The organism is Haloarcula amylolytica, assembly GCF_049705545.1.
GTDB classification, from domain to species: domain Archaea; phylum Halobacteriota; class Halobacteria; order Halobacteriales; family Haloarculaceae; genus Haloarcula; species Haloarcula amylolytica_B.
The window spans coordinates 367,302-392,562 of sequence record NZ_JBNAMU010000001.1 but is presented as its reverse complement, the minus strand read 5'-3'; the positions used below and the strand labels follow the sequence as shown (position 1 = coordinate 392,562).

Annotated in this window: 25 protein-coding genes and 1 tRNA gene; 7 read left to right on the top strand and 19 right to left on the bottom strand. The window is 66.2% G+C overall.

Going from position 1 to position 25,261, the window contains the following annotated elements; genetic code table 11:
* Positions 1-25 precede the first annotated feature (25 nt).
* Complete coding sequence (locus tag ACOZ4H_RS02075) at positions 26-1,207, bottom strand: BMP family lipoprotein (RefSeq protein WP_424327750.1); 1,182 nt, start codon at positions 1,205-1,207, stop codon at positions 26-28.
* Between the two features lie 158 nt (positions 1,208-1,365).
* Here ACOZ4H_RS02075 and ACOZ4H_RS02070 point away from each other — a divergent pair, with 158 nt between their 5' ends.
* The gene (locus ACOZ4H_RS02070; RefSeq protein WP_424327749.1) at positions 1,366-2,559 is read left to right on the top strand and encodes an anion permease; all 1,194 of its coding nucleotides are present in this window, start codon (positions 1,366-1,368) and stop codon (positions 2,557-2,559) included.
* Between the two features lie 30 nt (positions 2,560-2,589).
* Here ACOZ4H_RS02070 and ACOZ4H_RS02065 read toward each other — a convergent pair whose 3' ends face one another.
* Together ACOZ4H_RS02065 and ACOZ4H_RS02060 are read right to left on the bottom strand one after the other, a co-directional pair.
* A complete protein-coding gene (locus ACOZ4H_RS02065; protein WP_424327748.1) occupies positions 2,590-3,021 on the bottom strand; it encodes a universal stress protein in 432 nt (143 codons plus the stop codon).
* A gap of 359 nt (positions 3,022-3,380) precedes the next feature.
* A tRNA-Gln gene (locus tag ACOZ4H_RS02060) sits at positions 3,381-3,453 on the bottom strand.
* 156 nt (positions 3,454-3,609) lie between these two features.
* On the opposite strand from ACOZ4H_RS02060, the gene ACOZ4H_RS02055 reads away from it, so the two are divergent.
* The 3 genes from ACOZ4H_RS02055 to fer all read left to right on the top strand — a co-directional run bounded on the left by ACOZ4H_RS02055 (position 3,610) and on the right by fer (position 5,743).
* Positions 3,610-4,218 carry an IMP cyclohydrolase gene (locus ACOZ4H_RS02055; protein WP_424327747.1) on the top strand — a complete coding sequence of 203 codons (609 nt, stop codon included), beginning with the start codon at positions 3,610-3,612 and terminating at the stop codon, positions 4,216-4,218.
* 82 nt (positions 4,219-4,300) lie between these two features.
* Complete coding sequence (locus ACOZ4H_RS02050; RefSeq protein ID WP_424327746.1) at positions 4,301-4,999, top strand: metallophosphoesterase family protein; 699 nt, start codon at positions 4,301-4,303, stop codon at positions 4,997-4,999.
* Between the two features lie 90 nt (positions 5,000-5,089).
* Positions 5,090-5,743 carry a ferredoxin Fer gene (gene fer, locus ACOZ4H_RS02045; RefSeq protein ID WP_424327745.1) on the top strand — a complete coding sequence of 218 codons (654 nt, stop codon included), beginning with the start codon at positions 5,090-5,092 and terminating at the stop codon, positions 5,741-5,743.
* Positions 5,744-5,818: 75 nt separating this feature from the next.
* Here fer and ACOZ4H_RS02040 read toward each other — a convergent pair whose 3' ends face one another.
* Positions 5,819-6,994, bottom strand: a complete 1,176-nt coding sequence (locus ACOZ4H_RS02040) for an aspartate kinase (RefSeq protein ID WP_424327744.1) — start codon at positions 6,992-6,994, stop codon at positions 5,819-5,821.
* A 211-nt stretch (positions 6,995-7,205) separates the two neighbouring features.
* Here ACOZ4H_RS02040 and ACOZ4H_RS02035 point away from each other — a divergent pair, with 211 nt between their 5' ends.
* On the top strand, positions 7,206-7,604 hold the full coding sequence (locus ACOZ4H_RS02035) for a hypothetical protein (protein WP_424327743.1): 399 nt from the start codon (positions 7,206-7,208) through the stop codon (positions 7,602-7,604).
* A 6-nt stretch (positions 7,605-7,610) separates the two neighbouring features.
* Here ACOZ4H_RS02035 and ACOZ4H_RS02030 read toward each other — a convergent pair whose 3' ends face one another.
* The 4 genes from ACOZ4H_RS02030 to ACOZ4H_RS02015 all read right to left on the bottom strand — a co-directional run bounded on the left by ACOZ4H_RS02030 (position 7,611) and on the right by ACOZ4H_RS02015 (position 11,324).
* The gene (locus ACOZ4H_RS02030) at positions 7,611-8,582 is read right to left on the bottom strand and encodes a YndJ family protein (RefSeq protein WP_424327742.1); all 972 of its coding nucleotides are present in this window, start codon (positions 8,580-8,582) and stop codon (positions 7,611-7,613) included.
* Positions 8,579-9,253, bottom strand: coding sequence for a DUF4166 domain-containing protein (locus tag ACOZ4H_RS02025; RefSeq protein ID WP_424327741.1), 675 nt, complete (start codon positions 9,251-9,253; stop codon positions 8,579-8,581). Before ACOZ4H_RS02025 ends, ACOZ4H_RS02030 begins: the two co-directional genes overlap by 4 nt.
* Before the next feature lie 224 nt (positions 9,254-9,477).
* Entirely contained in the window at positions 9,478-10,869 is a 1,392-nt protein-coding gene (thrC, locus tag ACOZ4H_RS02020) for a threonine synthase (RefSeq protein ID WP_424327740.1), read from the bottom strand.
* Positions 10,870-10,934: 65 nt separating this feature from the next.
* Positions 10,935-11,324: a helix-turn-helix domain-containing protein gene (locus tag ACOZ4H_RS02015; RefSeq protein WP_424327739.1), complete on the bottom strand. Its 390-nt coding sequence runs from the start codon at positions 11,322-11,324 to the stop codon at positions 10,935-10,937.
* Positions 11,325-11,768: 444 nt separating this feature from the next.
* Between ACOZ4H_RS02015 and ACOZ4H_RS02010 the strand changes: the two genes are divergently transcribed.
* Both ACOZ4H_RS02010 and ACOZ4H_RS02005 read left to right on the top strand, forming a co-directional pair.
* Positions 11,769-12,746, top strand: coding sequence for an orotate phosphoribosyltransferase (locus tag ACOZ4H_RS02010; protein ID WP_424327738.1), 978 nt, complete (start codon positions 11,769-11,771; stop codon positions 12,744-12,746).
* Between the two features lie 74 nt (positions 12,747-12,820).
* Complete coding sequence (locus ACOZ4H_RS02005) at positions 12,821-13,564, top strand: SDR family oxidoreductase (protein ID WP_424327737.1); 744 nt, start codon at positions 12,821-12,823, stop codon at positions 13,562-13,564.
* Positions 13,565-13,723: 159 nt separating this feature from the next.
* Here the strand turns inward: ACOZ4H_RS02005 and argF are convergent, their stop codons facing one another.
* The 11 genes from argF to ACOZ4H_RS01950 all read right to left on the bottom strand — a co-directional run bounded on the left by argF (position 13,724) and on the right by ACOZ4H_RS01950 (position 25,249).
* Positions 13,724-14,620 carry an ornithine carbamoyltransferase gene (gene argF, locus ACOZ4H_RS02000; RefSeq protein ID WP_424327736.1) on the bottom strand — a complete coding sequence of 299 codons (897 nt, stop codon included), beginning with the start codon at positions 14,618-14,620 and terminating at the stop codon, positions 13,724-13,726.
* Between the two features lies 1 nt (position 14,621).
* A complete protein-coding gene (locus ACOZ4H_RS01995) occupies positions 14,622-15,683 on the bottom strand; it encodes a [LysW]-lysine hydrolase (protein ID WP_424327735.1) in 1,062 nt (353 codons plus the stop codon).
* Positions 15,680-16,807, bottom strand: coding sequence for an aspartate aminotransferase family protein (locus tag ACOZ4H_RS01990; RefSeq protein WP_424327734.1), 1,128 nt, complete (start codon positions 16,805-16,807; stop codon positions 15,680-15,682). Before ACOZ4H_RS01990 ends, ACOZ4H_RS01995 begins: the two co-directional genes overlap by 4 nt.
* Complete coding sequence (locus tag ACOZ4H_RS01985; protein ID WP_424327733.1) at positions 16,804-17,703, bottom strand: acetylglutamate/acetylaminoadipate kinase; 900 nt, start codon at positions 17,701-17,703, stop codon at positions 16,804-16,806. The genes ACOZ4H_RS01990 and ACOZ4H_RS01985 overlap by 4 nt, the downstream gene beginning before the upstream one ends.
* Before the next feature lie 18 nt (positions 17,704-17,721).
* On the bottom strand, positions 17,722-18,759 hold the full coding sequence (gene argC / locus ACOZ4H_RS01980) for an N-acetyl-gamma-glutamyl-phosphate reductase (RefSeq protein ID WP_424327732.1): 1,038 nt from the start codon (positions 18,757-18,759) through the stop codon (positions 17,722-17,724).
* Positions 18,756-19,652: a lysine biosynthesis protein LysX gene (gene lysX / locus ACOZ4H_RS01975; protein ID WP_424327731.1), complete on the bottom strand. Its 897-nt coding sequence runs from the start codon at positions 19,650-19,652 to the stop codon at positions 18,756-18,758. The genes argC and lysX overlap by 4 nt, the downstream gene beginning before the upstream one ends.
* Positions 19,653-19,739: 87 nt before the next feature.
* Positions 19,740-19,904 carry a lysine biosynthesis protein LysW gene (gene lysW, locus ACOZ4H_RS01970; protein WP_004959888.1) on the bottom strand — a complete coding sequence of 55 codons (165 nt, stop codon included), beginning with the start codon at positions 19,902-19,904 and terminating at the stop codon, positions 19,740-19,742.
* A 165-nt stretch (positions 19,905-20,069) separates the two neighbouring features.
* Positions 20,070-21,569, bottom strand: a complete 1,500-nt coding sequence (argH, locus tag ACOZ4H_RS01965; RefSeq protein ID WP_424327730.1) for an argininosuccinate lyase — start codon at positions 21,567-21,569, stop codon at positions 20,070-20,072.
* A gap of 4 nt (positions 21,570-21,573) precedes the next feature.
* A complete protein-coding gene (locus ACOZ4H_RS01960; protein WP_424327729.1) occupies positions 21,574-22,833 on the bottom strand; it encodes an argininosuccinate synthase in 1,260 nt (419 codons plus the stop codon).
* Positions 22,834-23,225: 392 nt separating this feature from the next.
* Positions 23,226-24,017, bottom strand: coding sequence for a hypothetical protein (locus tag ACOZ4H_RS01955; RefSeq protein WP_424327728.1), 792 nt, complete (start codon positions 24,015-24,017; stop codon positions 23,226-23,228).
* Positions 24,018-24,154: 137 nt separating this feature from the next.
* Positions 24,155-25,249: a helix-turn-helix transcriptional regulator gene (locus ACOZ4H_RS01950; RefSeq protein ID WP_424327727.1), complete on the bottom strand. Its 1,095-nt coding sequence runs from the start codon at positions 25,247-25,249 to the stop codon at positions 24,155-24,157.
* Positions 25,250-25,261: the final 12 nt, after the last annotated feature.

The window sequence follows — 25,261 nt, the reverse complement described above, 5'->3', positions numbered from 1 at the left end:
ACCTGCGTGTGGTTAGTGGGCCGGTTCAGACGTTGCCGGGGTCAGTCGGCACGCTGATGTCGCCGTCGATGATGCTCTGGCGGACCTCGGACACCTCGTCTTTGACGCCCTGCGGGATCTCCGAGCCGAGCTGCTGGCCGTACACCGCTTCGACACCGTTCTGTTCGAGGCCGAGCGTGTTCACCGCGCCACCCTCGAAGTTGTCGTTGACGACCGATTCGACCGACGTGTACACCGCGTTGTCGACGCGCTTGACCATGCTCGCGAGGATGACGTCGCTGAAGTTGTCTTTCGTGACCGACTGGTCGCGGTCGACGCCGATAGCGAACCGGCCCGCCTCCTGAGCCGCCCGGAACACGCCGGTCCCGGTGTTGCCGGCCGCGTGGTAGACGATGTCCGCGCCGGAGTTGTACATCGAGAGGGCCGCCTCCTGGCCGCCGGAGGGGTCGTTGAAGTCCCCGACGTAGGCCGTCTGGATGTCGATGTCCTCGTTCGCGTGCTTGACGCCGGCCTTGTAGCCGGCTTCGAAGCGGCCGATGAGGTCGCCCTCGACGCCGCCGACGAAGCCGACGTTCGTGGAGTCTCCCTGCGTGGAGCCGGCTCCGGCCGAAAAGTCCTGGCTGGACAGCCGAGCGGCCATCAGACCAACGAGGAACGAGCCCTGGTGCTCGCCGAACACGTACGAGCCGACGTTGTCCGCCTCGACGACGGAGTCGACGATCATGAAGTTCTGGTCCGGGTACTGCTCGGCGTTCTCCGTGAGGGCGTCCGCCTGCAGGAAGCCGATACAACAGACCAGGTCGTAGTCCGGGTTCGAGGACTGTGCGTACTGCTGCTGGAGGCTGCCGAAGTCCTGTACCGCTTCCGGCTGTGATTCGTCGTATTCGATGCTCAGCTCGTCCGCTGCCCTGATAATACCGGTCTGGGCCTGGTCGTTGAACGACCCGTCGCCGAGCCCGCCAGTCGCGTACACCATTCCGATTCGAGCGGCCGGCCCGCTATCGCCGTCGCCGCCATCGCTCCCATCGCTGTCGGTGTCGCCACCGTCGCCACCGTCGCCACCGCTGCCGTCACCGCCATCGCCACCGAGGCACCCGGCTAGCCCGATTGCAGTTGCGGTTCCCACACTACTGATGAACGTGCGTCTCCGTTGTGACATGTCCCACCAGCGGTGTGGATAGGCGTTAAAGACTTCGGTGTCACACATTAGCCACATCGGTGACAAACCATGGCAAGGCGGAGTCAGTCGGATTCTGCCGCCGACGCCGCGGGCATTTTATGTACTGGGTGTGAACGGCTGCCAATGACAGTCTGGTCGCGTTCACACAGCAGCAACTGGCAGGCTCCAAAGGGGCCCAACACGCGGTGACCACCGTCGTCTTCTGGGCGCTGGTCGCCCTCGCGACGATCACCGGCCTAGTGACGGCCTGGACACTCGGTGCGAACAGCAACTCGCCGCCCTTCGCACCGGCTATCGGCGCGAACGCCATCTCGACGATGCGCGCCGCCTTCCTGATCGGCATTCTCGCCGCGCTGGGCGCACTGACCCAGGGCGGGAGCATCTCGGAGACGGTCGGCGCTGGCCTCATCGACGGTGTCGCCATCACATCGCTCGCAGCCGTCGCCGGGCTACTGACCGCGACGGGATTCATGGCGTTCGGGATCTACTCGGGCTACCCCGTTCCGGCGGCGTTCGCGACGACGGGCGCGATGGTCGGCGTCGGCCTCTCGCTCGGCGGCGAGCCGGTCTTCGACACCTACCGCCGCATCGCCACCTTCTGGCTGCTCGTCCCGCCTGTCTCGGGGAGTCTGGCCTATCTCACCGCGACAGTGTTGCGCCGGGACGACATCCCCGAGACGGTCGGGGTTCCATTACTCGCCGGCGTCGTCGGTGGTATCGTCGCTAACGTCCAGTTGAGCATCATTCCGTCACCGGCCGGCACCGACCAGGGCTCGCTGGCCGGCTTTGCCGCGATGGTCGCCGGTACGGATGTCGCCGCCGCCGCCGCGACGCTGCTGGTCGCCGCCGGGAGCTTCTACTACATCCGGCTCCAGACCCAGGCCTCCGTCGACAAGGGTATCAAGACCTTCCTGGTCGTTCTCGGCAGCGTCGTCGCCTTCTCTAGCGGCGGGAGTCAGGTCGGCCTCGCGACCGGACCGCTGGAGAACCTCTACCGCGTCGAACTCGGCCTGCCAGGGCTGTTGTTGCTCGCGCTCGGTGCAGTAGGTATCCTCGGCGGTGCGTGGATGGGCGCTCCCCGCCTGCTACAGGCGACCTCCCGCGAGTACGCCCAACTGGGCGTCCGGCGCTCAATCGCCGCACTGGTCCCCGGGTTCATCATCGCCCAGGCCGCCATCGCGCTGGGCATCCCCATCTCGTTCAACAACATCATCATCTCCGGGGTCATCGGCGGCGGCCTGGCCGGTGGCTCCGCTGGCGTCTCTCGCCGGAAGATCGGCGTGACTGTCGGGTTCTGGCTCATCACACTCGTCACCAGCGTCGTGCTCGGCTACGGCGTGTATCAGGTTCTGGAAGCGGCCCTCGGCAGCCAAGCGTGAAAAGCTCCCGCGTGCTGTCCGGGTCGACGACTACCGGACGACCGTCACCGTCACCGGCGCTTCGCTGACGACCGCCGTCGCGACGGTCCCCAGCAACCGCCGGGCGATCTCGTTTCGCGTCCCGCCGTGGCCGCCCATCACCACCTGGTCCACGTCGGCCTCCTCGACGTAGCTCAGAATCGTCTCAGCGGGGTCACCGGTCTCGACAGTTGTCTCGACATGCCGGCCGACCTCGTTGGCCTGCTGTGACGCCCGGTCGACGAGATTCGCGGCCCGCTCGTCGGCGGCCTCTTGGCGGTCCGCGTCCGGTTCGAGCAAGCCGCCTTCGCTCATCCCTGTATCGATTGGAGCGACGACGTTCAACACCGTAATCCGGCAGTCGAACGTCTCCAGCGCGTAGGTCAGCGCCTCGTCGGCCAGCGGTGAGCCATCCAGCGGGACGAGGACGTGCGTCGGTGCCATATATTCTCTCTGGAAGGGAGCTATAAGTAGCCAGTGGCGAGACCCTGTCCCGAAGCGGCGACTAACTCACTGTGCTGGTCTGTCGGCGTTCGGACGAGTGGACGGACCGCTGTCGCTCACCTTCTTGCGTCAGAAAAATAGTCCATCCTGGATTCGAACCAGAGGAAGACTCGCTTCGCTCGTCTTCCAGGGCGCGAATCCACTAATCACGACGCTGTCGCTCACGGTTCGTTCGCGACAAGAGTAGTCCATCCTGGATTCGAACCGAAGCCAGACGTGCTCGCTGCGCTGCGCGCAACTGGCGGGGTTCGAACCAGTAATTACGATTTCGCGGCTCGCGAGTTTGCTCGCCGCAGAAATAGTCCATCCTGGATTCGAACCAGGGTCGAAGCCCCCAGAAGGCTTCAGGATTGGCCACTACCCCAATGGACTGTGCGCACTCTACAGTATCGGGTGCCCCTTTGTAAGCGTTGCGCGATTCATCGCCGCATGGCGTATGCCACCAGCTCTCAAATACGCTACCGGTCGAACGTCTCGGCGCAGCAGAACATCGACAGCGCTTTTTCCGGGTGCCGTTCACACTCGCGTATGTACGTCGGACGATTCGTCGTCGTAAGTCCCGAGGTCGGCGCGTACCGCGTCTCCTCGCGCTCGTTCCCCAACCGCCAGGCAGTACAGCGCGACGGTACGGTAACCGTCGAGCCGACGCCGGACGCTCCGGAGACAGACAACCCCTACATCTCCTACAACGGCGTGCGCGTCACCGAACGTGGCGCGGTCGTCGGCAACGGCTCCCACGTCGACCCCATCGCGGAAAAGCTCGAACTGGGCTATCCGGCGCGGGACGCCATCGCGGAGCCGCTCCTATCGCTGGACTTCGAGAAAGACGACTACGACACGCCGCGGGTCGCCGGCATCGTCGGCGTCGACGCGGCGGACCCGACGACGGACGCCGACGGCCCGGGCGCGGTCATCGGGACCGTCCGCCGGGACGCCCTGCTCGTCAAGGAAGTCACCGAGCCGACGCTGGTGGCGACCTACGAGGAGGACAGTCCGACGGCGTTCGATCTGGCCGCGACCGACGCCAGCGAGGTGGCCCGCGAGGTGTACGACCACGAGTACGAACACGCCGTCTGTTCGGCCGGCGTCGCGGGGTCGGCGGGCGCGTTCGACGTGGCAGTGTACAACGGGGAGTGAGCGGATAGCCGCGAACGCACAGCGGACACAAATACTGAGCCAGGACCGACACTCAAGACCCCACAGGGGGTAGACACTAGCAATGAAACTGGGTATACTCTCTGATATCCACGGCAATCGGGTGGCGCTAGCGGCAGTGCTTGCGGACATGCCGGCGGTAGATGGGCTGGTCTGTGCGGGCGACGTGGTCGGCTACAACCCCTGGCACGCCGACTGTGTGGATGCGATGCGCGGGCACACCGACGCGCTCCCGGACGGTGTTCCCTGGCCGACCGAAGCGGTCCCGACGGTGATGGGCAATCACGACCGAGCGGTCGCCGTCGAGACGCCGTTCGCGTTCAACGGGATGGCCCAGGCCGGCGTCGAACACGCCACGGAACAGTTATCCGACGAACAGATGGCGTGGTTGGCGGCGCTGCCGGACGAGCGACGGGTCTGTGACGACCGGGTGAAGGTCGTCCACGGCCACCCGGACGACCCGGACCACTACACGTTCCCCGAGGAGTTCGGCCCGGACCTGCTGGGCGACGAGGACGTGCTCGTGATGGGCCACACACACCAGCAACACCACGAGGTGTACGACGACGGGATCGTGATGAACCCCGGCAGCGTGGGCCAACCCCGCGACAGGGACCACCGGGCCGCCTACGCCGTGCTCGACCTCGCTGACCTGGCTGTCGAAGAGCACCGCGTGGAATACGACACGAGCGCGGTCATCGACGCGGTCGAGGACGCCGACCTTCCGCGGGAAATCGGCTTCCGGTTGACGCAGGGTCGGTAGTCAGACAGGGCAGGGGTCGTCCGTCGCCGGCAGCCTGCAGATACTGCAGCGGGAGGAGGGGATTTATGTCCGTGACCGCTACTGTGTGGTGTGGAGTCCCCATTCGAGGTCCTCGGAATCACGCCGGACGCCGACGACGGGGAGATCGTCGACGCCTACCGCGAGCGGGTGAAGGAGGCACACCCCGACCAGGGCGGATCGGCGGCCGAGTTCCAGGCGGTGAAAACGGCCTACGAGCGACTGCAGAACGGCTACGAGCCCGGGGACCCGCTTCCGGACGAGACGCCGGAGCCCGAACCCGAGAGCCCGCCGGAGCCGGACGACCCGATGGTGGAGTTTCTCAACTTCGAGGTGCTGGAGGACCACGGCTGGGCGCTCGAAGACGAGGACCTGTTCGGGAAGGCCGCCGAGGCGGATCTGCGCTCGGCCGACTTCGGCCGGTTCTACGTCGACCCGAACGACACGCTGCTGGAAGCGGCTGAGAAGAACGGCTTCGCGTGGCCCTTTGCTTGCCGCGGCGGCGCGTGTACGAACTGCGCGGTGGCGGTCGTCGAGGGCGAGATGCCGTCGCCGGCGAGCCACATCCTCCCGCCCGAACTCACCGAGAAAGGGATTCGACTGTCGTGTATCGCTGCACCGGTTTCTGACGACGCAAAGATCGTCTACAACCTGAAACACCTCCCCGAGGTCAGCGAACTCCTGCTGCCCGCGAGCCGGTTCGAGCAGGCCTCCTCAACCGATTAAAAGCTCGTACTGTCGGCTGTAAGTCCGTAGAATTTCGCCGCCTGGAATATCTTGCAATAGTTACAGCCGACAGTATCAGAACACGTCCTGTACGAGCGAGAGGGCCTGTTCGCGGTCCTCCCACGGGACGAACACGGAAACTGACGTTGCGGACGTAATGACGTCGTAGAGGTGGATGTGGGCGTCAGCTAGCGGTTCGACGACCTGGTGGGCCAGCGCCGACTGGCTGGGGTCGCCGCCGGTGACGCGGATGACAGCGATCTCGTCTTCGACGGTGACCGACGAGAGCGTCTCGTCGTCGACGATGCGGGCGTGCAGCAGCGCCTCGGCCTCCTCGGCGTCGTTTTCGTCGACGTAGAACGTCAGCGAATCCATCCCCGAGGAGTTGGCCTCGATGTTGATCTCCTCGTCCGCGATAGCACTGGCCAGGTCCGCGAGGATGCCCGGGCTGTTCCGGATGGCGCGGCCGGCGACGGTCACGCAGGCGATGGGCTGTTCCTGCAGGTCAATGAGGTTCTGGAACTCGCCCTCGATGGACGTCCCACCGGAGAGCAGGTCGCCGTGCTGGTAGTGGACGACGCGGACCCCCAGGTCTTCGGTCTTGTACGACAGCGCCGACGGCGCGACCACCTCGGCCCCGCGGAACGACAGCGAACGGAGCTCGTCGACGGAGATTTTGCCGACGTTCCGAGCGCCTTCGACGACGCGCGGATCCCCGGTCATGACACCCTCGACGTCGGTGACGATGACGACTTCGTCGGCGTCCATGTAATCGCCCATCATGACGGCACTCGTGTCGGAGCCGCCACGGCCGAGCGTCGTCACGTTGCCCTGGTGGTCCTCGGCGAGGAAGCCGGTGATGACCGGGACAACGTCCTTGAGTTGGCCGGCCAGCGCGTGGGCGCGCTTCTGTGTCTCCTCGACGTCGACCTCGCCGTACTCATCGGTGATAATCGGCCAGTCTTCGCTGCCGGGTTCGAGGAAGACAGCCTCGATACCGCGGGCAGCGAGTGCCCCCTTGAGCATCCGGACAGAGGTCCGCTCCCCCATCGAGACGATCTCCGCGCGGTCGGCGGAGTCGGCGTCGTAGTTGATCTCGTCGAGCAGTTCGTCGGTCGTGTTGCCCATCGCCGAGGCGACGACCGCGACCTCGTGGCCCTGCTGGACGGCCGCGGCAATCGAGTCCGCGGCCCGGTTGATGCGGTCGCCGCTGCCGAGGCTCGTCCCACCGAACTTGGCGACTACGCGCATGCTACCACCGCGTCCATGTGTACGTGAGTCATTGCCCTCGCGTTATCCGTCGCTCGGGATAACTGTGTTCATCTGTTTCCGCACCGCACTGCCGGCAGGGCCCGGCAGATTCCGTCGTGTGAAGACCTGCTGCCGCGGAGGCGAGCGTCACTCGGAGCGTCCAACTGCCGGCGACACACCGTTTATTTGCATGGGGTTCCCACACACATACATGGATATCCGCGACGCTGTCGAGGACGACGCCGAGCGACTGGCCGCCCTCGCCGACGGGCCGCCGGACGTAATGCGGAACCTCGTCCACGACCGCACCGTCCGCGTGGCCGAGGCCGACGACGAGATTGTGGGCTTCGTGAGCTTTGACGCCGAGCGTGGGACCGTCCACGTGACGCAACTGGCCGGGTCGAGCGACGCCTGCGAGGAACTGCTTTCCGACCCCATCGAGTTCGCTCGCCGGGAACATATGTCAGTCGAGTTGCTTCTCCCGGAAGACGAATCAGAAGTCCGGGCCGCTGTCGAGGCGGTCGGATTCACCTCCACTGGAAACGGTCCCCGGTTCGACGGGCAGGAGACGACGCGATACCGGTTAGAGCCGGAGCGAGCGGAGCACTGACTGGCGTCACTGGACCGAGAGCCGCCACCCGAGCGTCGCACACAGTCCGAACCCGAAGGCGTTGAGCGAGCCGTGGAGCGCGACCATCGTCGAAATTGTCAGACCCAGCGAGCGGCCGGTGAACGTCGACACCCCGTAGCCGAGCGCGAGCGCCATCGAAATCGGGAGCGCCACGGCCGCGATGCCGAGCAAGAGCCCCTGCAGTTGGGGACAGGTGGGGATGACACGGCTCAAGACGACAACGCCGAAGGCCGCGACGGCGACGGTGAAGACACTCACTGCGACGACCTCCACCAGCGGCGAGAAGGCGATACCGACCGCGATGAGCGCCGGCCCGACGAGGATGACACCGACGGCGGTACGGAATCCTCGCGAGTGGTCACCGAGGTGTCGGCCGGTCAGTCCTGCTGCGACCGGGAGGACGAACCCAGCGTAGTGGAAATGGACCGCGGTCAATCGAATGATGACGCGATCGAACCAGAACGTCAGGTCGAGGTGAGCCAGCAGAAGCGCGATTGCACCAACTGAGACGTAGGCGAAGCCGGCGTCGATAGCCGTCTCCGGGAGCGTCAGGCCGTCCCGAAGAGTCCGTGCGAGCGCGGCAAGTCCGAGGAGGCCGGTGACGACCAGCCACGGCGTTGCGAGCGCGGCGGCCAACGGTGTTGGTGACGGGACGACCAGTGATACCGCGAACAGGAGTGCGCCGACCGGCTGGAGCCAGATGGCTGTGGTCGTGAACCGATTCTCAGGCATCTGAAACGCCCCGATCACCGCCGTTCGGAGCGCGAGCGGGACCAGCACGAGCGGCGCGAGTGCAAGCGCCCGCTCGATAGCGTCCAGTTCACCGGTAGCCGTCAGCGCCAGCCAGACCGCCGTCCCAAGCACCGCGCTCAGGTCCGCCACGGCGACGTCCCCGATGGCCGGCTGGGCGACGCTATCAACTTCCGGTTTTCGGGACCTAACGACGCGGTCGCTCATCGCGGCGGGAGCCGGTCGAGCCCGCGGACGATGCGTAGCTCGTCGGGCGTCCCGTCGCCAGCAGTCTGGTCCTGCGTGAACGTCCCGCGGTAGCCGAGCATGTGGCCCACAAGGTCGTTCTCGACGGTCGCGGTGACGTGGTACCGGTCGTCGTCCTCGTCGTAGCGATCACGGACCTCAACATCGGCGGCAAGCGGTCCCGGCAGGGGAACGTAGCGGTTGCCCAGGCGGGCCCACTGCCGGCCGCCGGCGACCACGAGCGCCCCGTCCTCGACCCGCGGATGGAGTTCGCTGGCGATCCGGCCGTGTGTCCCCAGAAAGTCAAGCAGCCGCTCGGCCTCGGCGTCCCAGACGGTCAGCGAGTCAAACAGGCGAGTGGTGTCGCCGAAGTCGAAGGCGCGGCGGGTCGTCATGGCCTCGTGGCCGCCCTCAGTCGTGTAGGCCACCGTCGTCACCGAGAACGGCACGTCCTCGCCGGCTTCGGGAAACAGCATGTTCTGCGTCGTCATCGCGTACAACGCCGGAAGAACCAGCGTCCCACGGGTGATGTCCATCTCGCCGCGGCCGACACAGACCGTCCCGTCATTGGGGGTGAGACTGTAGCGGTCGCGGACCTTCGGATGGAGGTCGGCCGCGGCCTCGCCCAGCGCCCGCTCGTAGACGCCCGTCACAGCACCACCCGCACCGGTAGCATCCGCAACGTAATCGGCGGCTCGACGGCAGCGCCCAGTCGTACCGCACCCCGGGTCTGTGCGTCCATTGGTTCGCTGTTCCCGGGGCAGATGGATATTTCTACTGGGTAGAAGACGGGAAAATACCGAGTGGAGAGCCGGCACAGTCAGTTTCGGCCAGAGAGTCGAGCAGCGCCTCGCTGCTGGCGGCCCGTTCGCCGACGTTACTTCTTCGAACGGAGTTTCCGGTAGAGATACGCGACACCGAGACCGCTGGCAACCAGCGCCGGGACCAGCGGCGCGTCGGCGGCCTTCGATACCTGTCGCCGAACCGTCTGCGTGACTGACGACGGCTCTTCGATGAGGTCCAGCACGGCCTCAGTGCTGTTTGCGACTGGTTCCGGTTCGTTCCCGGCCTCGGCGGCCGCCTCGGGGTCTTTGAGCAGGTGGCCCGTGGTCAGGCAAACGACCGACTCATCGCTATCAACCTCGCCCTTGCGCCGGAGTTTCCGGAGGCCGGCGACGGAGGCGGCCGACGCCGGTTCGACGCCGACGCCTTCCCCGGCGATGTCGCGCTGGGCTTCGGTGATTTCCTCGTCGGAGACAGCCACTGCGGTCCCGCCGGTCTCCCGGATGCCCGGCAGTGCCTTCGGCGCGTTGACCGGATTGCCGATGCGGATGGCGGTCGCACGGGTCTCGACGTCCTCCCAGCGGCGGGTGTCCTCGTACCCTTCCTCGATGGCCTCGACCATCGGGGCGGCTCCCTCGGCCTGAACGCCGGTGAGCTTGGGCACCTGGTCCTCGGTTATTGCGCCGGCCTTGACGAGTTCGCGGAAGCACTTGTACAGCGCCGCGGTGTTGCCGGCGTTGCCGACCGGCAGGACGATGCGGTCCGGGTACTCGCCGTGGTCGGCGTAGAACTCCTCCATGATCTCCAGCCCGATGGTCTTCTGACCCTCCAGGCGGAAGGGGTTCAGCGAGTTCAGCAGGTAGGCCTCGCCGCGGGACGCGAGGTCCTGCACGATGTCGAGACACTGGTCGAAGTTACCGTCGACTTCGAGGATGCGCGCGCGGTGGAGGCTCGCCTGCGCGATCTTGCCAGCCGCGACCTTCCCTGCGGGCAGGAGCACGAGCGTCTCCATGCCGCCGCGAGCGCCGTAGGCCGCCAGTGCGGCGGAGGTATTCCCCGTCGAGGCACAGGCCAGTCGGTCGACGCCGACCTCCTGAGCGACCCGGACACCGACGGTCATGCCGCGGTCCTTGAACGAGCCGGTGGGGTTCATCCCCTCGTGTTTCACGCGGAGCGCGTCCACGCCGATGTCGTCTTTCAGGCGCGGCATCTCGTGCAGCGGCGTGTCACCCTCGGGGAGCGTGACACCCTCTTCGAAGGGCAGGGCAGCGTTGTACCGCCAGACCCCCGAGCCATCGAACTCGTCGAAGGTCGGCAGGTCGGCGTAGCGGACCTCGAGCAGGCCGTCGCAGTCGTCGCAGGTGTAGCGAATCGCGTCGAAGGGAGCGAACGTCTCACCACACTCGATACAGGCCAGCCAGACGCCGTCGTCGGCAACCGGCGGCACGTCGTCGGTGAGTTGCAGGTCAGCCATTGTCGGGACCATGCTCCCAGTGGGCAAAAGTCGGACGGTTGTCGGCCGTACCGCCGGCGCTCACGGCGCGGAGGATATCACTCGCTGGGGCTGGCGTCGAACTCGTCGATACGGTGATGGACCGCGGCAGTCCACTCGTCGAGGGTCTCGTGCATCAACTCGCGGGCCTCAGACAGGGGTGTCGCGGTGTACTGGTATACGTGGCCGCCGCCGTCGAGCAACCGTCGTTTCCGCGTCGCGAGCCCCTTCTCGCGGAGCGTCGACAGCGACCGGTTGACGTTCGAGCGGTCCCGGCCGAGTTCGTCAGCGAGTTCCTCGACAGTGCTTGCTGGTGTCTCAAGCAATGTCTGATACGTCCGTACCTCGTGTTCTTGAACACCGAAAACACAGGCCATCACGTCCGAGAGCGCCGGTTCGTCGTCGACCATCAGGTCGTGAAACTGATCCGGAGACGGGTTGACAGACATACCCCTCTGTATTATTCCGACCCGGATAAACTGGGTCGTTACCTCAACCTCACCGCGGCGAAACCATTGCTGTCCCGCGTCCATCTGGCTCCGAACCGTCGCCGGCGGCTCAGAAAGCCTATCGTGGAAACGGTTTCCAAATATATCAAGTAACCCATATTTCTAAGGAGGGGCCGCCAGCTATCAGGACTCCAGCAGCAACTAGTACTGTGAGCCATATTGACAAACGCCTCGAAAAGGGCGCTGTTTCGGGTGGAGAATTACCAACTGCGGAATTAGAGTTGGTACAAAGCACGTTCCTCCTCATCTAAATGTCGTAGCGAGTTACAAATCAAAAGCATTAACACTCGCCGACATATGTCACTTAAAAAGAAGTAATCGGATCTCTCTTCGTGGCGTCCGAGCTACGGTGAGGATGCTAATACTTCCCGATCCTAGAAACCAATGAATTACAGGAGTTTCGCCCATCTCAGTGCCGACACGCAGGAGTGGATCGCTGATCTGCCAGACGACCTGGATCTGATCGTCGGAATACCCAGAAGCGGGATGTTAGTGTCAAACTTACTCTCGCTGCATCTCAATCTCCCGATGACGGATATCGACGGTCTCCGGGATGGGAGACTCCTCCAGACGGGGGAGCGGTACGACGGTGAGTTCGATATCTCGGAGTTCTCGAAGATACTGGTCGTCGACGACACCGTCTACACCGGGAACGCAATGACCGACGCACGGTCGACAGTTGGCGGCTTTCGCCTGTCCGCCGACGTGTACTACGGAGCCGTGTACGTGGATAGCGGCTCCGAGCGGTTCGTCGATACGTACGCTCAGACCCTGGAGTTCCCGAGGGTGTTCGAGTGGAACATGATGCACCACGATTTCCTCGCGAAGTCCTGCGTCGACCTGGACGGCATCCTCTGTCGCGACCCGACGCCCGAGGAGAACGACGACGGGGCGAAATACCGGGAGTTCATCGCGACTGTCGACCCGATCTGTGTTCCCTCGGTGGAAATAGGGAAGATCGTCACCTGCCGGCTGGAGAAGTACCGTAGCGAGACCGCCGCCTGGCTCGACAAGCACGGGATCGAGTACAACGAACTGGTCATGATGCAGTACCCGGACAAGGCCACGCGGGTCGCCGCGGGCAACCACGGCGAGTACAAGGCCGAGGTGTACCAGTCCTCGGAGGCGAAGTTGTTCATCGAGAGCTCACACTCCCAGGCGCGGACGATAGCCATGCAGACGAGTAAGCCCGTCTACAGCAAAGAGCAAAACCGGATGCTCCAGCAGGGGTATCTGAACCGCGTCGCCAGAAACGGCCGGATGTCCATCGAGGCCGTCAAGTCCGACCCCCTCAGATACGTCGAACAGTTCCGGTCCGACCCCGTCGACTTCGTCAAGCGGGCCTCGTCAGTCTTTTTCTGACTCGCGGGGGTCGCCCACCACAGCGGGACGCGCTCAGCCCAAACGCTAACTCCGAGACACCCGTGGGTCCGACCATGACCTCGGCACCGCTGGCAGAGACGACCGCACTCGTCACCGGCGCGAGCGCTGGCATCGGCGCGGCGACCGCCCGAAAACTGGCAAACGACGGGGCGGACGTGGCGTTGGTTGCCCGCCGGGAGGACCGCCTCACTGAACTGGCCGACGAAATCGCCGCCAACCACGGCGTCGACACCCACGTCATACCGGCCGACGTCAGCGACCAGGCGCAGGTCACAGCTGCTGTCGAGTCGACCGTCGACACCCTCGGCTCACTCGACGGCGTCGTCGTCAACGCCGGCGTCGGCCGCGGCTCCGACGTGGAAACGCTGTCCGACGAGCAGTACCGGACGATGATGGGCGTCAACGTCGACGGCGCGTTCTACACCGCCCGCGAGTCACTGCCCCACCTCCGGGAGGCCGCCGGCTCGCTCGTGTTCGTCGGCAGCTTCGCCGGCCAGTACCCACGGCCGTTCAATCCCGTCTACGCCGCCACGAAGTGGTGGCTCCGCGGCTTCGCTCACAGCCTCGCCGGTCAGGTCGGCGACGACGACATCGGCGTCACCGTCGTCAATCCCTCCGAGGTCCGGTCGGAGTTCGGCTCCGAGGAAGGGACCCCGTTCAACGAGCGGTTCGAACCGGGCGAGGTGACCGAACCCGAGGAGGTGGCTGATGCCATCGCTTTCGCCATGCGACAGGAGCCTCCGACGACAATCAACAGCATCGACGTGTTCCGGCGGGACAAGTTCGGGCACTTCTAGACAACCACCTTTTTTACAGGGGCCTCGCGCTCGCCGCCGGCGAGCGATCAACCCCCGCACAAAAACGTGGGCGAAAAAGGCGGAATCGCCGCGTCGCGGCGATTCCGGGAACCGCGGCCGAAGGCCGCGGACACGCCGCACACCTATCGCTAGACAGCCCTACTCTTGCTCAGCCAGCCACACCAGCAGCCCCTTCTGGGCGTGCAGGCGGTTCTCCGCCTGGTCCCAGACGACTGCGTTGTCCGACTCGATGGCGTCGTCGGTGACCTCCTCGCCGCGGTGGGCGGGCAGGCAGTGCATGAACGGCCGGTCTCCGAGCAGGTCCGTGGTAATCTGGAACCCCTCGAAGTCTTCGAGCTTCTGGCCGCGCTTGTCTTCCTGGCCCATGCTGACCCACACGTCGGAGTACACCACGTCGGCGTCGGCGACGGCGGCCTCGGGGTCGTGGGTGGTCTCGGGCGCGTTGCCGAAGGCGGCGGCGCGGTCGGCCACGTCCTCGGAGATGCCGTAGCCCTCGGGAGTGGCGACCGTGAGGTCCAGTCCGACCATCGCCGCGCCGATGACGAAGGACTGGCAGACGTTGTTGCCGTCGCCGACCCACGCCACGGACACGTCCTCGAAGTCGCCGAACTGCTCGCGGACCGTCAGCAGGTCGGCGAGCGTCTGGCAGGGGTGGGCGTCGTCGGTCAGCCCGTTGATGACCGGGACCTCGGCGTACTCGGCCAGTTCCTCGGCGTCCGCGTGGTCGAACACGCGGGCCATGATGAAATCGACGTAGCGCCCGAGCGCGCGGGCGGTGTCCTTGACCGGTTCACCGTGGCCCAGGTGGATGTCATCGGGACCGAGGAACACGGCGTGGCCGCCCAGTTGCGTCATCCCCGTCTCGAAGGAGACTCGGGTCCGGGTCGACGGCTTCTCGAATATCATACCGAGCGTCTGCTGGTCCAGCAGGTCGCTCGGACTCCCCTCGCCGTGATCGGCCTTGATGGCCGCGGCGCGGTCGAGGACGGTCGCCAGTTCGTCGGTCGTGAGGTCGTCGACGTCGAGTATATCCATGTCAGTCCTCCAGCAGGCGTTCGGTCGCGGTCTCGAGCACCGCGACCGAGCGGTCGTATTCATCGAGCGGGAGGTGCTCGTTCGGTGCGTGGTCGAGGTCGGAGTCGCCGGGCCCGTAGGTCACCATCGGACAGTCCCACGCCTTCGCGTAGACGTTCATGTCGCTGGTGCCGGTCTTGCGAAGCAGCGTGGGGTCGCCCTCGTGCTTGCGGATGGCGGCTCGGAACGCTCGTGCGGCCGGGGTCCGGGGGCTCTGCATCACCGGTTCGACCTTGTCGTCCCAGTTGACCGTGCCGTTCTCCAGGTACCCGTCGGCGAGTTCGCGGATCTCGTCGGTGCTGTACTCCGGCGGGACCCGCAGTTGGACGTCCATCGTCGCTTCGACGCTCAGCCCGTCGCTCGACGTGCCGCCCTCGAACTCGACGGGCTTGCAGGTGACACGCTCGAAGACCGGGTGCCACTCGTCCGTGGCGAACTCGTCGTCGACCGCCGACCACCAGTCGATAGCGTCCTGAATCGCGTTGTTCTCCGGGCGCGAGGAGTGGCCGGACTCGCTGGTCGCGACGTAGGTTCCGGCCAGTAGCCCGCGGTAGCCCAGCGTGATGCCCTCCCAGCCGGAGGGTTCACCGTTGATGACGGCGCCGGGTGCGGTCTCGCGGTCCTCGACCAGATAGCGGGCCCCCTTCGAGTCGATCTCTTCGCCGACGACGCCGACGAAGGAGGCCCCGGTGCGGACGGCCGCGGCGGCCATCGCACACAGCGGCCCCTTCGCGTCGACGCTGCCGCGACCCCACAGCACGTCGCCCTCGTCGGTCTCCTCGACGCGGACCGGGATATCGCCCGGGACAGTGTCGATGTGGGAGGTGAGCAAGACGCCGTCGTCCGCGGGCGCGCGGACGTTGCCGACCTCGTCGAGCCACGCCTCGCGGCCGTGGGCCTCGAAGAACTCGACCAGCCGTTCGGCCGCCGCTTCTTCGTCGCGGGAGACCGACGGCGTGCGGACGATTGCTTCGAGCAGGTCGCGGGCCTCGGTGTCGGCCTCGCGGCTCGCGGCTTCGCTCATCCCACCACCTCCGCCATCGCGTCGACGACGGCGTCGGCGTGGGCCTCGTCGATGGTCAGCGGCGGGAGCAGACGCACGACCGTGCGCCCGGCCGGCAGCGCGAGCACCTGGTGGTTCAGGGCGAGTTCCTTCAGTGCCGCGTTCGCGCCGCGGCCGACCTCGACGCCGATCATCAGGCCCTCGCCGCGGATGTCCCGGACATCGTCGCCGATGGCCGCTTCCAGTTCGGTCAGGAGGTAGTCGCCCATCACGGCGGCGTTCCCTGGCACCGAGTCCTCGATGATAGTCGACACCGTCGCGCCGGCGGCCGCCGAGATGACCGGCCCGCCGGAGAACGTCGAGGCGTGGGAGCCGTAGTCCTCGGCGATCCAGTCCCGGCACAGTGTCGCCCCAACGGGGAGACCGTTGCCGAGCCCTTTCGCCGCGGTTATCATATCGGGTGCGACGGCGGCCCGCTGGGAGTTCCACAGCGCACCGGTCCGGCCCATCCCGGTCTGGACTTCGTCGAAGATGAGCGCCGCGCTGGCGTCCTCGGTGATCTCCCGAGCGGCTTCGAGGTAGCCGTCCGAGGCCGGGTTGATACCGCCCTCGCCCTGGACCGGTTCGACTATGAACGCGGCGGTGTCCTCGTCGACGGCCTCGTCGAGCGCCTCCCTGTCGTCGTAGGGGACGAACTCCACGTCGCCGATGAGCGGCTCGTAGGGCTTCTTGTACTTGTTCTTCCACGTGGTCGCCAGCGCGCCCATCGTCCGGCCGTGGAAGCCCTGCATCGTCGCGACGATCTTGGAGTTCCCCGTGGCCGACCGGGCGAACTTCAGCGCGGCCTCGTTGGCCTCGGTCCCGGAGTTACAGAGCCAGGTCTTGTCGATGGGGTCCGGTGCGGTGTCGGCGAGCAGGTCGTACAGCGCTGTCCGTTCGGCGTTCGGGTACGACGCCTGGACGTACGTGATCTTCTCCAGCTGATCGGTGACGGCGCTCTGGACCGCCGGGTGGCCGTGTCCCAGCGGGACACAGGCGTAGGACGCGCCCATGTCTAAGTACTCTGTGCCGCCGTCGTCGTAGACGTAGGCACCGTCGCCACGTTCGATCTCGATGGGTTTCTCGTTGAAGACGAATCCGCTCATTGTTCCTCCGTCGCTGTCTGGTCTGTGTCCTGTTCGAGTGCGCTCGCATGCACGTGGGTCCCGCCGCCGTCGAGCGCCGAGAGTATCGGCTCGTCGGCGTTGGCGTCGGCCACCACGACCTCGGGTGCGCCGCCGTCGAGCGCCTCCTCGGCGGCCATGGTTTTCCGGCCCATGAAGCCTTCCGCGGCGGCTTCGAGGGCGTCCCAGTCGGCGGCCGTCTCGACCGATTCGATGAGCGTCGACGGGTCGTCGGGGTCCGCGTAGACGCCCTCGACGTCGGTCAACAGCACCAACTGCGCGTCGAGTTCGGCGGCGATTGCCGCCGCCGAGCGGTCGGCATCCGTGTTGACGGGAATGATCTGTTCTCGCGGCTCGTCGCCGCTCGAATCTTCCGAGGCGCTTCGTGCCTCGCTACCCGCCATCGGCGGTGCCGCGACGGGCGTGTACCCGTCGTCGAGCAGCGTCTCCAGCAGGTCGCCGTTGACCTGCTTGATGGTCCCGGAGTGGTCGCCGCGGCGGATCTTCTTCTTGCCGTCCTCGACGACCCGCACCGCGGACTTCCGCGGTCCGTAGAGCAGTTTGCCGTCGACGCCGTTGAGCCCCACCGCGTCGACGCCCTCGCTCTGGAGGCCCGCGACGAGCTGGGTGTTCAGGTGACCGAAGGCCATCTCGAACACCTCCATGGTGGTCTCGTCGGTGAACCGGCCGACGACGCCCGACGGCGTCTCGACGTATTCGGGCTCGACGCCGAGTCGTTCGAGCGTCTCGTCGACTTTGGTGGAGCCGCCGTGAACCACGACGACCCGCTCACCATCGGCCACTAACGATGCCACGTCCGCAAGCGCCCCCGCGGGATCGACCGCGCGAGCGCCACCGACTTTGATAACGACTGTCATAGAAAATCACTCCAGGGGTTACGGTGCGCCGACGGGGTGGAGCCCCTGGAACTCCAGGCCCGCCGTCTCTTCGATGCCGAGGGCGACGTTGGCCGCGTGGACCGCCTGGCCCGCCGACCCTTTCATCATGTTGTCGATGGCCGAGAACACGACCAGTCGCTTGTTGCCGGGGTCGAGCTCGAAGCCGACTTCGGCGCGGTTCGTCCCCGCGACTGACTTTGGCTCTGGGTAGCGGTAGACGCCACCGCCGCCCGCGACGAGTTCGACGAACGGTTCGTCCTCGTACTCGCCGCGGTAGGCTCCCCAGAGGTCGCCTTTCGAGACGCGCTGTTCAGGAAAGACGTGACAGGTCGCGCTCGCGCCACGGATCATGTCCACCGCGTGGACGGTGAAGGACACGTCGATGCCGAGGAACTGCTGGATCTCGGCCTCGTGGCGGTGGCCCGTGGGCGCGTACGGGCGGACGACGCCCGAGCGCTCCGGATGCGAGGATGCCTCGCCGCCGCCGGCCCCGCCCTCGCTGGAGCCGACCTTCACGTCGACGACGACCTGCTCGTCGCCGGAGAGGATGTCGGCCTCGAACAGCGGGAGCAGGCCCAGGATGGTCGCCGTGGCGTTGCAGCCGCCGGAGGCGATGAGGTCGGCCCCTTCGAGGTTGTTGCGGTTGAGCTCCGGCAGCGCGTACTCGCTCTCTTCGAGGAGTTCAGGCCGCGAGTGCCCGTCGTACCACTCGTCGTACTGCGCTTCCGAATCGAGCCGGAAGTCCGCCGAGAGGTCGACGACCGTGCCGGCGGCCTCCTGGAACGCGTCGATCTGTTCCATCGAGACGCCGTGGGGCGTCGCGGCGAACAGCACGTCGACCGATTCCAGGTCCGCCGGTGAGGAGAAGCGCAGGTCCGAGTGGCGAAGGTTCGGATGGGAGTGGCCGATGGTCTTGTTCTCCTTCGAGCGGCTGGTCGCCTGCGCCAGCTCGAACTCGGGGTGGCCGTCGAGGATGCGAAGCAGTTCACCGCCGGTGAACCCGGAGCCGCCGACGACGCTTGCCGTATACGTCATGCTGTCACCTCGGCATCGGCTTCCGTCGCCGCCTTCTGCTCGAGCCAGTCGACGACCTTCGCGGGCACGTCGACGTCGGTGACCTCGTTCAGCGCCTTGAACTCGACGGTGTGGTTGACCTCGTGGACCGTGTAGTCCTCGAACTCACCACTTTCTTCGTCGATGCCGACTTCCATGAGGTCGATACCGAGCAGGCCGCCGCCGACCGCGTCGGAGGCCTTCTCGACCAGTTCCAGCGCGCGGTCGTCCAGTTCGAACTCGTCGGTTTCAGCGCCTTTGGCGGCGTTGGTGAGCCAGTGGTCCGAGGAGCGGACCATCGCCGCGATGGGCTCGCCGTCGACGGCCAGCACGCGCATGTCGCGGCCGGGCTTGTCGACGAACTCCTGAACGTAGAAGATCTTGTGCTCGTAGTGGCCGAGCGTCTCCTTGTGTTCGAGGATGGCCTCGGCGGCCGAGCGGGAGTCGATCTTCGCCATCAGGCGACCCCAGGAGCCAACGACCGGCTTGAGGACGCAGGGGTAGCCGAACTTCTCGATGGATTCCAGCGCCGCGTCCTTCGTGAACGCCACGTCGGTGTTCGGCGTCGGCACGCCCGCGGCCTCCAGCGCGAGGCTGTTGTTGACCTTGTCCGCGCAGGTGTCGGCGACCTCGGGGCCGTTGACTACGGGGACACCATAGGCTTTCGCGAACTTCGTCGCGTACACGCTGCGGCTGGTCGCCAGACAGCGGTCGACGACGATGTCCAGGTCCTCGAAGGCCTCGGGGGCCTCATGGATGTTGAACTGCTGTTTGCGAACGTCTATCTTCTCGATCTCGTGGTCGCGCTCGCGCAGTTCCGACAACAGGAGCTTCTCGTCCCGGCGGATGCGCGAGTAGAGGAGCCCGACTTTCATACTGAGTCCTCCGTGGGTTCGCGGCTCGCGGCGTCAAACGCCACGGGCGTCACGTACGGCGTCGAGCGCCGCGCCACCGCGAACACCTCACTCACCCCAGTCCTCTTCGAGCTCGGGTGCGCTGTCGAGCTCGACGGGGTCGGCGCCGACGACTTCCAGTTCGGCACCGCAGGTGGCACAGTCAACGATCTCTCCGACTTCGAGGTTGTCGTGCAGGGACACGTCCGCCCCGCACTCGATGCATTCTGCCATTGTAGTTCATCCTGTGACAGGGATGCACTTAAAGCCTTCGAACATATCAGAATAAATTTACTACACAGACTGCACTCTAATGGTATGAAAAGCCTAAATCCGCCACGTTACTGAATTGTATATCAGAATTATGGTATAATTGTCCCACGAGGGGACGGTGGTCGCTCAGACATATCGGCCCACCTCCGTCTGGCGGCGGTCAGCCGCCTGTGAAACCGCTTGCCGGCGGTCAGTCAGTGCCTCGCTGTCTGCCGCAAGCACGTCCTCGGCCACCGACACCTGCTCGGCGACGGCATCGGGGGCCGGGCCACCGCGAGAGTCCCGCATTGCGACACTTTCGGTCGGGTCAAGCGCGGCCGACAGCGCCTCCCGGTCGACGTACGCCGACAGGGGCTCGCCCAACACGTCCTCGGCGACGGCCGACAGCGCCTCGTAATCGGGCGCGTCTTCCTCGGGCCCCAGACCGGCGGCGGCCTCGGCGACGACCTCGTGGGCCGTCCGGAACGGCACGCCGGCCATCGCCAGCAGGTCGGCCACGCCGGTCGCCGTCGCGAACCCGTCCGTGGCCGCATCCGCCAAGGTTTCCGCGGGCCAGTCGGCGGTCGCGACCGCGCCAGCAGCCACGGCCACGCTCTCGGTGACGCTGTCGATGGCGTCCCAGGCGTGGCGACCCGCGCGCTGCAGGTCGCGGTTGTACGCCCGGGGCTGGCCCTTCAGATTGGTCAGCAGGCCGTTCAGCCCGGCGACGGCGTCACCCGTCCGACCGCGGACCAGCTCCAGCGTGTCGGGGTTCTTCTTCTGGGGCATGATCGAGGAGGTCGAGGCGTAGTCGTCGTCGAGGTCGACGTGGCCCTTGCTCGCCATCACGACCACGTCCTCGGACAGCCCCGACAGATTCGTCGCCAGCGTCGCGACAGCGCTGGTCGTCTCGACGAGGAAATCCCGCGTCGCCGAGGCGTCCATCGAGTTCTCGGCGACCCCCTCGAACCCGAGCAGGGCCGCCGTGCGCTTGCGGTCCACGTCGAAGGGCGTCCCGGCGAATGCGGCCGACCCGAGCGGGTTCTGGTTGACGCGCTCGTAGGCGTCCAGCAGGCGCGCGGTGTCGCGCTGGAGCGCCTGCTCGTAGGACAGCACCCAGTGAGCGACCGTGGTCGGCTGGGCAGGCTGGAGATGCGTGTAGCCGGGCATCACCGCCTCCTGTTCGGCGCGAGCCACGTCGATGAGTTGCTCGCGGGCACCGACGACGGTTTCGATGAGGTTCAGAACATCCTCACGCAGGCGGTAGCGGATGCAGGCCGCCACCTCGTCGTTGCGCGAGCGAGCCGTGTGCATCTTTCCGCCGTCCGGGCCGACGCGCTCGATGACGGCGCTCTCTATCGCCTCGTGTACGTCCTCGCCGTCGGGCAGCGCACCGTGGCCCGCGTCTTCCACGTCCGCGAGCGCGGCCAGTACCTCGCCGGCCGTCTCGCGGTCGATGATCTCCTGTTCGGCCAGCATCACGACATGGGCGCGGTCGACGGCCAGGTCGGCCGCGAAGATGCGCTCGTCGTCCGACAGCGAGGAGAGGAACGACCGGGCCGGCCCGCCCGCGAAGCGGTCACGGCGGACGACCGTCTCGTCGTGGTCGTCGGCGTTTGCCGTCTCGTGGTCCTCGCCGTCGCTCATGTCGTTACTCCCCCGTGTCCTCGCTTGCGGCGTCGCCGCTGCCGTCCGTTACGGCGGCCCCTTTCTTCGCGTCCTCGAGAATCTTGTTCGCGAGGCGGGACTGGAAGCCGTGGTACTTTGCGACGCCTGTCGCGTCCTGCTGCGTGATGCCGCCGGACACGTCCTCCTCGTCGAAGGAGGCCGCCGACTCGCTGTAAACGGCGTAGTCGGACTCGCGCGAGACTGGGCGGCAGTGGCCGCCTTCGAGTTTCACCGTGACGGTCCCGGTGACGCGCTCGTTGGTGTCGTCGATGAACGCTTCGAGCGCGCCCGTCAGCGGTGCGTCGACGAGACCCTGGTAGGCCTTCTGTGACCACTCCTGGTCGACCTGTGCCTTGAACTGGCGCTCCTCCTGCGTGAGGACGAGGCCCTCCAGCGCCTCGTGGGCCGTCAGCAGGACGGTGGCCGCGGGGTGCTCGTAGTTCTCGCGGACCTTCAGCCCGAGCATGCGGTCTTCCATCATGTCCGTGCGGCCGATGCCGTGGGCACCCGCTTGCTCGTTGAGTTGCTCGATGAGTTCGACCCCACCGAGTTCGTCGCCGTCGATGGCAACCGGGACGCCGTCCTCGAACTCGACCTCGACCAGTTCGGCGTCCTTGTCGGAGGGGTTGTCGGTCCACTTGTAGATGTCGTCCGACGGGATAGTGCTCGGGTCTTCGAGTTCGGAGCCCTCGATGGAGCGGCTCCAGAGGTTCGTGTCGATCGAGTAGCGGCCGCCGTCGCCGCCCTCGACGGGCAGGCCCTTCTCCGCGGCGTACTCGTTCTCCCATTCGCGGGTCAGTCCGAGTTCGCGCACCGGCGCGATGACATCGAGGTCGGAGTCGCGCCAGACGGCCTCGAAGCGGAGTTGGTCGTTGCCCTTGCCAGTACAGCCGTGGGCGACGGCCGAACAGCCCTCCTCCTCGGCGACCGAGAGAATGGCCTTGGCGATGACCGGGCGCGCGAGGGCGGTCCCGAGCGGGTAGCCCTGGTAGTCGGCGTTGGCCTTGACGGCCTCCATACAGAGGTCCGCGAACTCCTCGGTAGCGTCGACGACGTGTTGTTCGACGCCCAGCGCCTCGGCGGTCTCCTCGGCCTCCTCGAACTCGTAGTCGGGCTGGCCGACGTCGACGGTGACGCCGATGACCTCGTCGTAGCCGTACTCCTCTTTCAGCAGCGATACGCAGACTGTCGTGTCGAGCCCGCCCGAGAAGGCGAGCGCGACGGTTCCGTTTCCTTCTGGCATGGATGTGTTCTGGATTGGTTCCGTGGTGTGCCTGTCGGTTTCCGGTCAGGCGCAACAGACCGAGGATCCCGTCGAACCGACGACGACGGCGTCTAGCGACGAAACGAACCTGTCGAGTGAAGAGTAAGTAGTAGTGGGCCTAGAAACGGCCCGGTCGTCGCCGCCGGCGTGGGGAGAAACGGAGAGACCCCTCGCTGCCCGCAGCGAGCGTCGTGGAGAGAGGGGTCCGCGTCATGTACTTTCTGCTGTGTGATTCGAGTACTAATAGTTTCCGTGTTAGCAGTAGCGTGTGCACGGTTCACAGGCACATGGGCTCAGCAGCCATCGCGTCGCCGTAGCGGCACACAGACCGGCGTGTATCGAGCTTTAAACAGTGTATTCGCTGTCTCGTGCTATCGGCCGGCGTCGGCGGTATCGGACCCGCTGCTGCCGGTCGGTGGCTCGGTTTCCCCGCCGTCAGTGGCCGTCTCGTTGGTCGGGGTAGCCTCACTGTCGACGGACCGCTCGTTCATCGGGGTCCGCTCCCGCTCGGCTCCGGGACGGTCGTCCGTCTCGGATCGGTTCGCCGCGTCGCCACCGCGGTCGCCGGCAACGCCGGGTCGAGCCTGCTGTCCGACGTTCGGACCGGCGATACCCTGTGCGATAGCGGCGACTTCCGGCCCGCTTAATTCGCTCGCGCGCTGTGAGAGGGTCTTAATTGCCGCCGCGTTGATACCCCTCTTCTCCAGCGCTTCGGCGGGGAGCTGGCTGGCGGTCTCGTTCGTCTCGTTCGCCAGTCGCTGGACGTTCTTCGTCTCGGCGTGGAGCTGTGCGGCCTTCGCTCGGTACTCGCCCTCGCTCATCGAACCGTTCTGGCGGGCTTGCTCCAGCGCCTGCTTGCGCTGTTGGAGCTCCGAGAGCCGTTCTTCGGAGTCGTTCAGCTGGTCAGCGACGACAGCGGCCTTCGCATCGTCGGTGTTCGCCTGTGCGACGCGGATGCCGAACGTCCGGGACTGGACCTCACCGTCCAGTTCAGCTTCCTGCACGCTGACGACGCCCGCCAGCTGTGCGCCGGGGGGCGTCGCGTTCTCATCGGCCTGTTCAGTCACCGTTTCAGTCTCCTGTGCCATCGTTGCGGCGGGCACCGCGGCGAGCGTGCTCACCACGAGCAGCGTTGCCAGCAATACCGGAGTGGCTCGTCTCATTATATTCATTAGTTGACCACCGAACACCCTATAAATAGGAGTCAGTGGTGCCGGGTTAGCGCCGATTAAGCCGAATTAAAACCGCAATGCTGCGGTCGTATCAAGTCGTAGGTTGCGGTGAACGGTCGGTACCTTTATTACCGTGTTTCGCCGCCGCTGTCGGTTCCGCCGCCCCCGTCACCGTCTCCACCAGTCACGTCAGTGTCCGGCAGCGTCACCACGTTCTCACGGCCGATACGGAACGTCTCGACCTTGTCTTCGTCTCGCAAGCCGCCGATGACCTGGCTCGTCTTGGCGTCGGTCCAGTCGAGTTCGCCGGCCACCTGCTGCTGTTTGAGCCGCCCGCTGTTCGATTCGAGCAGTTGCAGGACCTGCTCCTCGTTGCTCAGGAGTTCAGCCGGCGGTGCGCCGGCGTCGGCGTCCGTCCCGGCGGTGGGCTCCGCTTCGGAGTCGTCCGACCCGACCATCGACGCCGGCGGTTCGGCCGGCTCACCGCCGCCGAGGACGCCGTACCGTCGAAGGGCATACGCTGCGGCGGCGATGCCGACCAGCGCGAGGACTCCGCCGACGAGGAGTGCGTTCGATTCGTCCTCCCCGCCAGTGGTGTCCTCTGGACTGACGACCACTCGTGGCTCGTTGTCCCCGAACTCCTCTTGACCGCGCCAGGTGACGGAGGCGTTGCCCCGTTCGTCGGCCTGTGGCGCGACGGAGTCAGCCTGGTAGTCCGCCGGCCAGCGCACGGTTAGCGAGGTCTCGCTATCGAGGAACAGCCCCGAGAGCGAGTCGCCGATCTCGATGCGGTCGTCGGAGACGGCGGCGAAGTTCGTCCACTGGAATCGGTAGGTGATGACGCCGTAGGTCTGGCCGAACGTCTCCTCACGTGCGCTCACGGTGACGTTCTCGACGGCCATCTCGCGGCCGGTCGCGTTCTCCGCGGCTCCGGCCGTGCGTTGCATCCGGTTCCCGAAGCGGTCCGTGTACGCCGACGGGTTGGCCTGAATGTCCGCCCGCAGGTCCTCGAAGGCCTGCGTGGCGTTGTCGTCGTCCAGCCGAATCCGGTAGGCGACCGTCCAGTCAGCGCCCCCATCCGGTCCCACGTCAGCGGTCATCACGACCACGTCAGCGTCGACAGACTGCTGTTCGAACCCGCCGAGACCGACCCCGGTCGCTGTCGGTACAAGCAGTGCTGTTGCGACGATTACGACTACCAGCGTTCCAGCGCTCCGGCCCATCCTACTGCGGCT

Excerpts from the sequence above, each read along its gene's own strand:
- thrC (WP_424327740.1), bottom strand. The coding sequence starts at position 10,869 with ATGGTCCCGACAATGGCTGACCTGCAACTCACCGACGACGTGCCGCCG.
- lysX (WP_424327731.1), bottom strand. The coding sequence starts at position 19,652 with ATGAAAGTCGGGCTCCTCTACTCGCGCATCCGCCGGGACGAGAAGCTC.
- ACOZ4H_RS02005 (WP_424327737.1), top strand. The coding sequence starts at position 12,821 with ATGACCTCGGCACCGCTGGCAGAGACGACCGCACTCGTCACCGGCGCG.
- ACOZ4H_RS02050 (WP_424327746.1), top strand. The coding sequence starts at position 4,301 with ATGAAACTGGGTATACTCTCTGATATCCACGGCAATCGGGTGGCGCTA.
- ACOZ4H_RS01950 (WP_424327727.1), bottom strand. The coding sequence starts at position 25,249 with ATGGGCCGGAGCGCTGGAACGCTGGTAGTCGTAATCGTCGCAACAGCA.
- argF (WP_424327736.1), bottom strand. The coding sequence starts at position 14,620 with ATGGATATACTCGACGTCGACGACCTCACGACCGACGAACTGGCGACC.
- ACOZ4H_RS02040 (WP_424327744.1), bottom strand. The coding sequence starts at position 6,994 with ATGCGCGTAGTCGCCAAGTTCGGTGGGACGAGCCTCGGCAGCGGCGAC.
- ACOZ4H_RS02075 (WP_424327750.1), bottom strand. The coding sequence starts at position 1,207 with ATGTGTGACACCGAAGTCTTTAACGCCTATCCACACCGCTGGTGGGAC.
- ACOZ4H_RS02055 (WP_424327747.1), top strand. The coding sequence starts at position 3,610 with ATGTACGTCGGACGATTCGTCGTCGTAAGTCCCGAGGTCGGCGCGTAC.
- ACOZ4H_RS01990 (WP_424327734.1), bottom strand. The coding sequence starts at position 16,807 with ATGAGCGGATTCGTCTTCAACGAGAAACCCATCGAGATCGAACGTGGC.
- ACOZ4H_RS02015 (WP_424327739.1), bottom strand. The coding sequence starts at position 11,324 with ATGTCTGTCAACCCGTCTCCGGATCAGTTTCACGACCTGATGGTCGAC.
- ACOZ4H_RS01960 (WP_424327729.1), bottom strand. The coding sequence starts at position 22,833 with ATGCCAGAAGGAAACGGAACCGTCGCGCTCGCCTTCTCGGGCGGGCTC.
- ACOZ4H_RS02030 (WP_424327742.1), bottom strand. The coding sequence starts at position 8,582 with ATGAGCGACCGCGTCGTTAGGTCCCGAAAACCGGAAGTTGATAGCGTC.
- ACOZ4H_RS01955 (WP_424327728.1), bottom strand. The coding sequence starts at position 24,017 with ATGAGACGAGCCACTCCGGTATTGCTGGCAACGCTGCTCGTGGTGAGC.
- ACOZ4H_RS01995 (WP_424327735.1), bottom strand. The coding sequence starts at position 15,683 with ATGAGCGAAGCCGCGAGCCGCGAGGCCGACACCGAGGCCCGCGACCTG.
- ACOZ4H_RS02065 (WP_424327748.1), bottom strand. The coding sequence starts at position 3,021 with ATGGCACCGACGCACGTCCTCGTCCCGCTGGATGGCTCACCGCTGGCC.
- argH (WP_424327730.1), bottom strand. The coding sequence starts at position 21,569 with ATGAGCGACGGCGAGGACCACGAGACGGCAAACGCCGACGACCACGAC.
- ACOZ4H_RS02010 (WP_424327738.1), top strand. The coding sequence starts at position 11,769 with ATGAATTACAGGAGTTTCGCCCATCTCAGTGCCGACACGCAGGAGTGG.
- ACOZ4H_RS01985 (WP_424327733.1), bottom strand. The coding sequence starts at position 17,703 with ATGACAGTCGTTATCAAAGTCGGTGGCGCTCGCGCGGTCGATCCCGCG.
- argC (WP_424327732.1), bottom strand. The coding sequence starts at position 18,759 with ATGACGTATACGGCAAGCGTCGTCGGCGGCTCCGGGTTCACCGGCGGT.
- ACOZ4H_RS02035 (WP_424327743.1), top strand. The coding sequence starts at position 7,206 with ATGGATATCCGCGACGCTGTCGAGGACGACGCCGAGCGACTGGCCGCC.
- lysW (WP_004959888.1), bottom strand. The coding sequence starts at position 19,904 with ATGGCAGAATGCATCGAGTGCGGGGCGGACGTGTCCCTGCACGACAAC.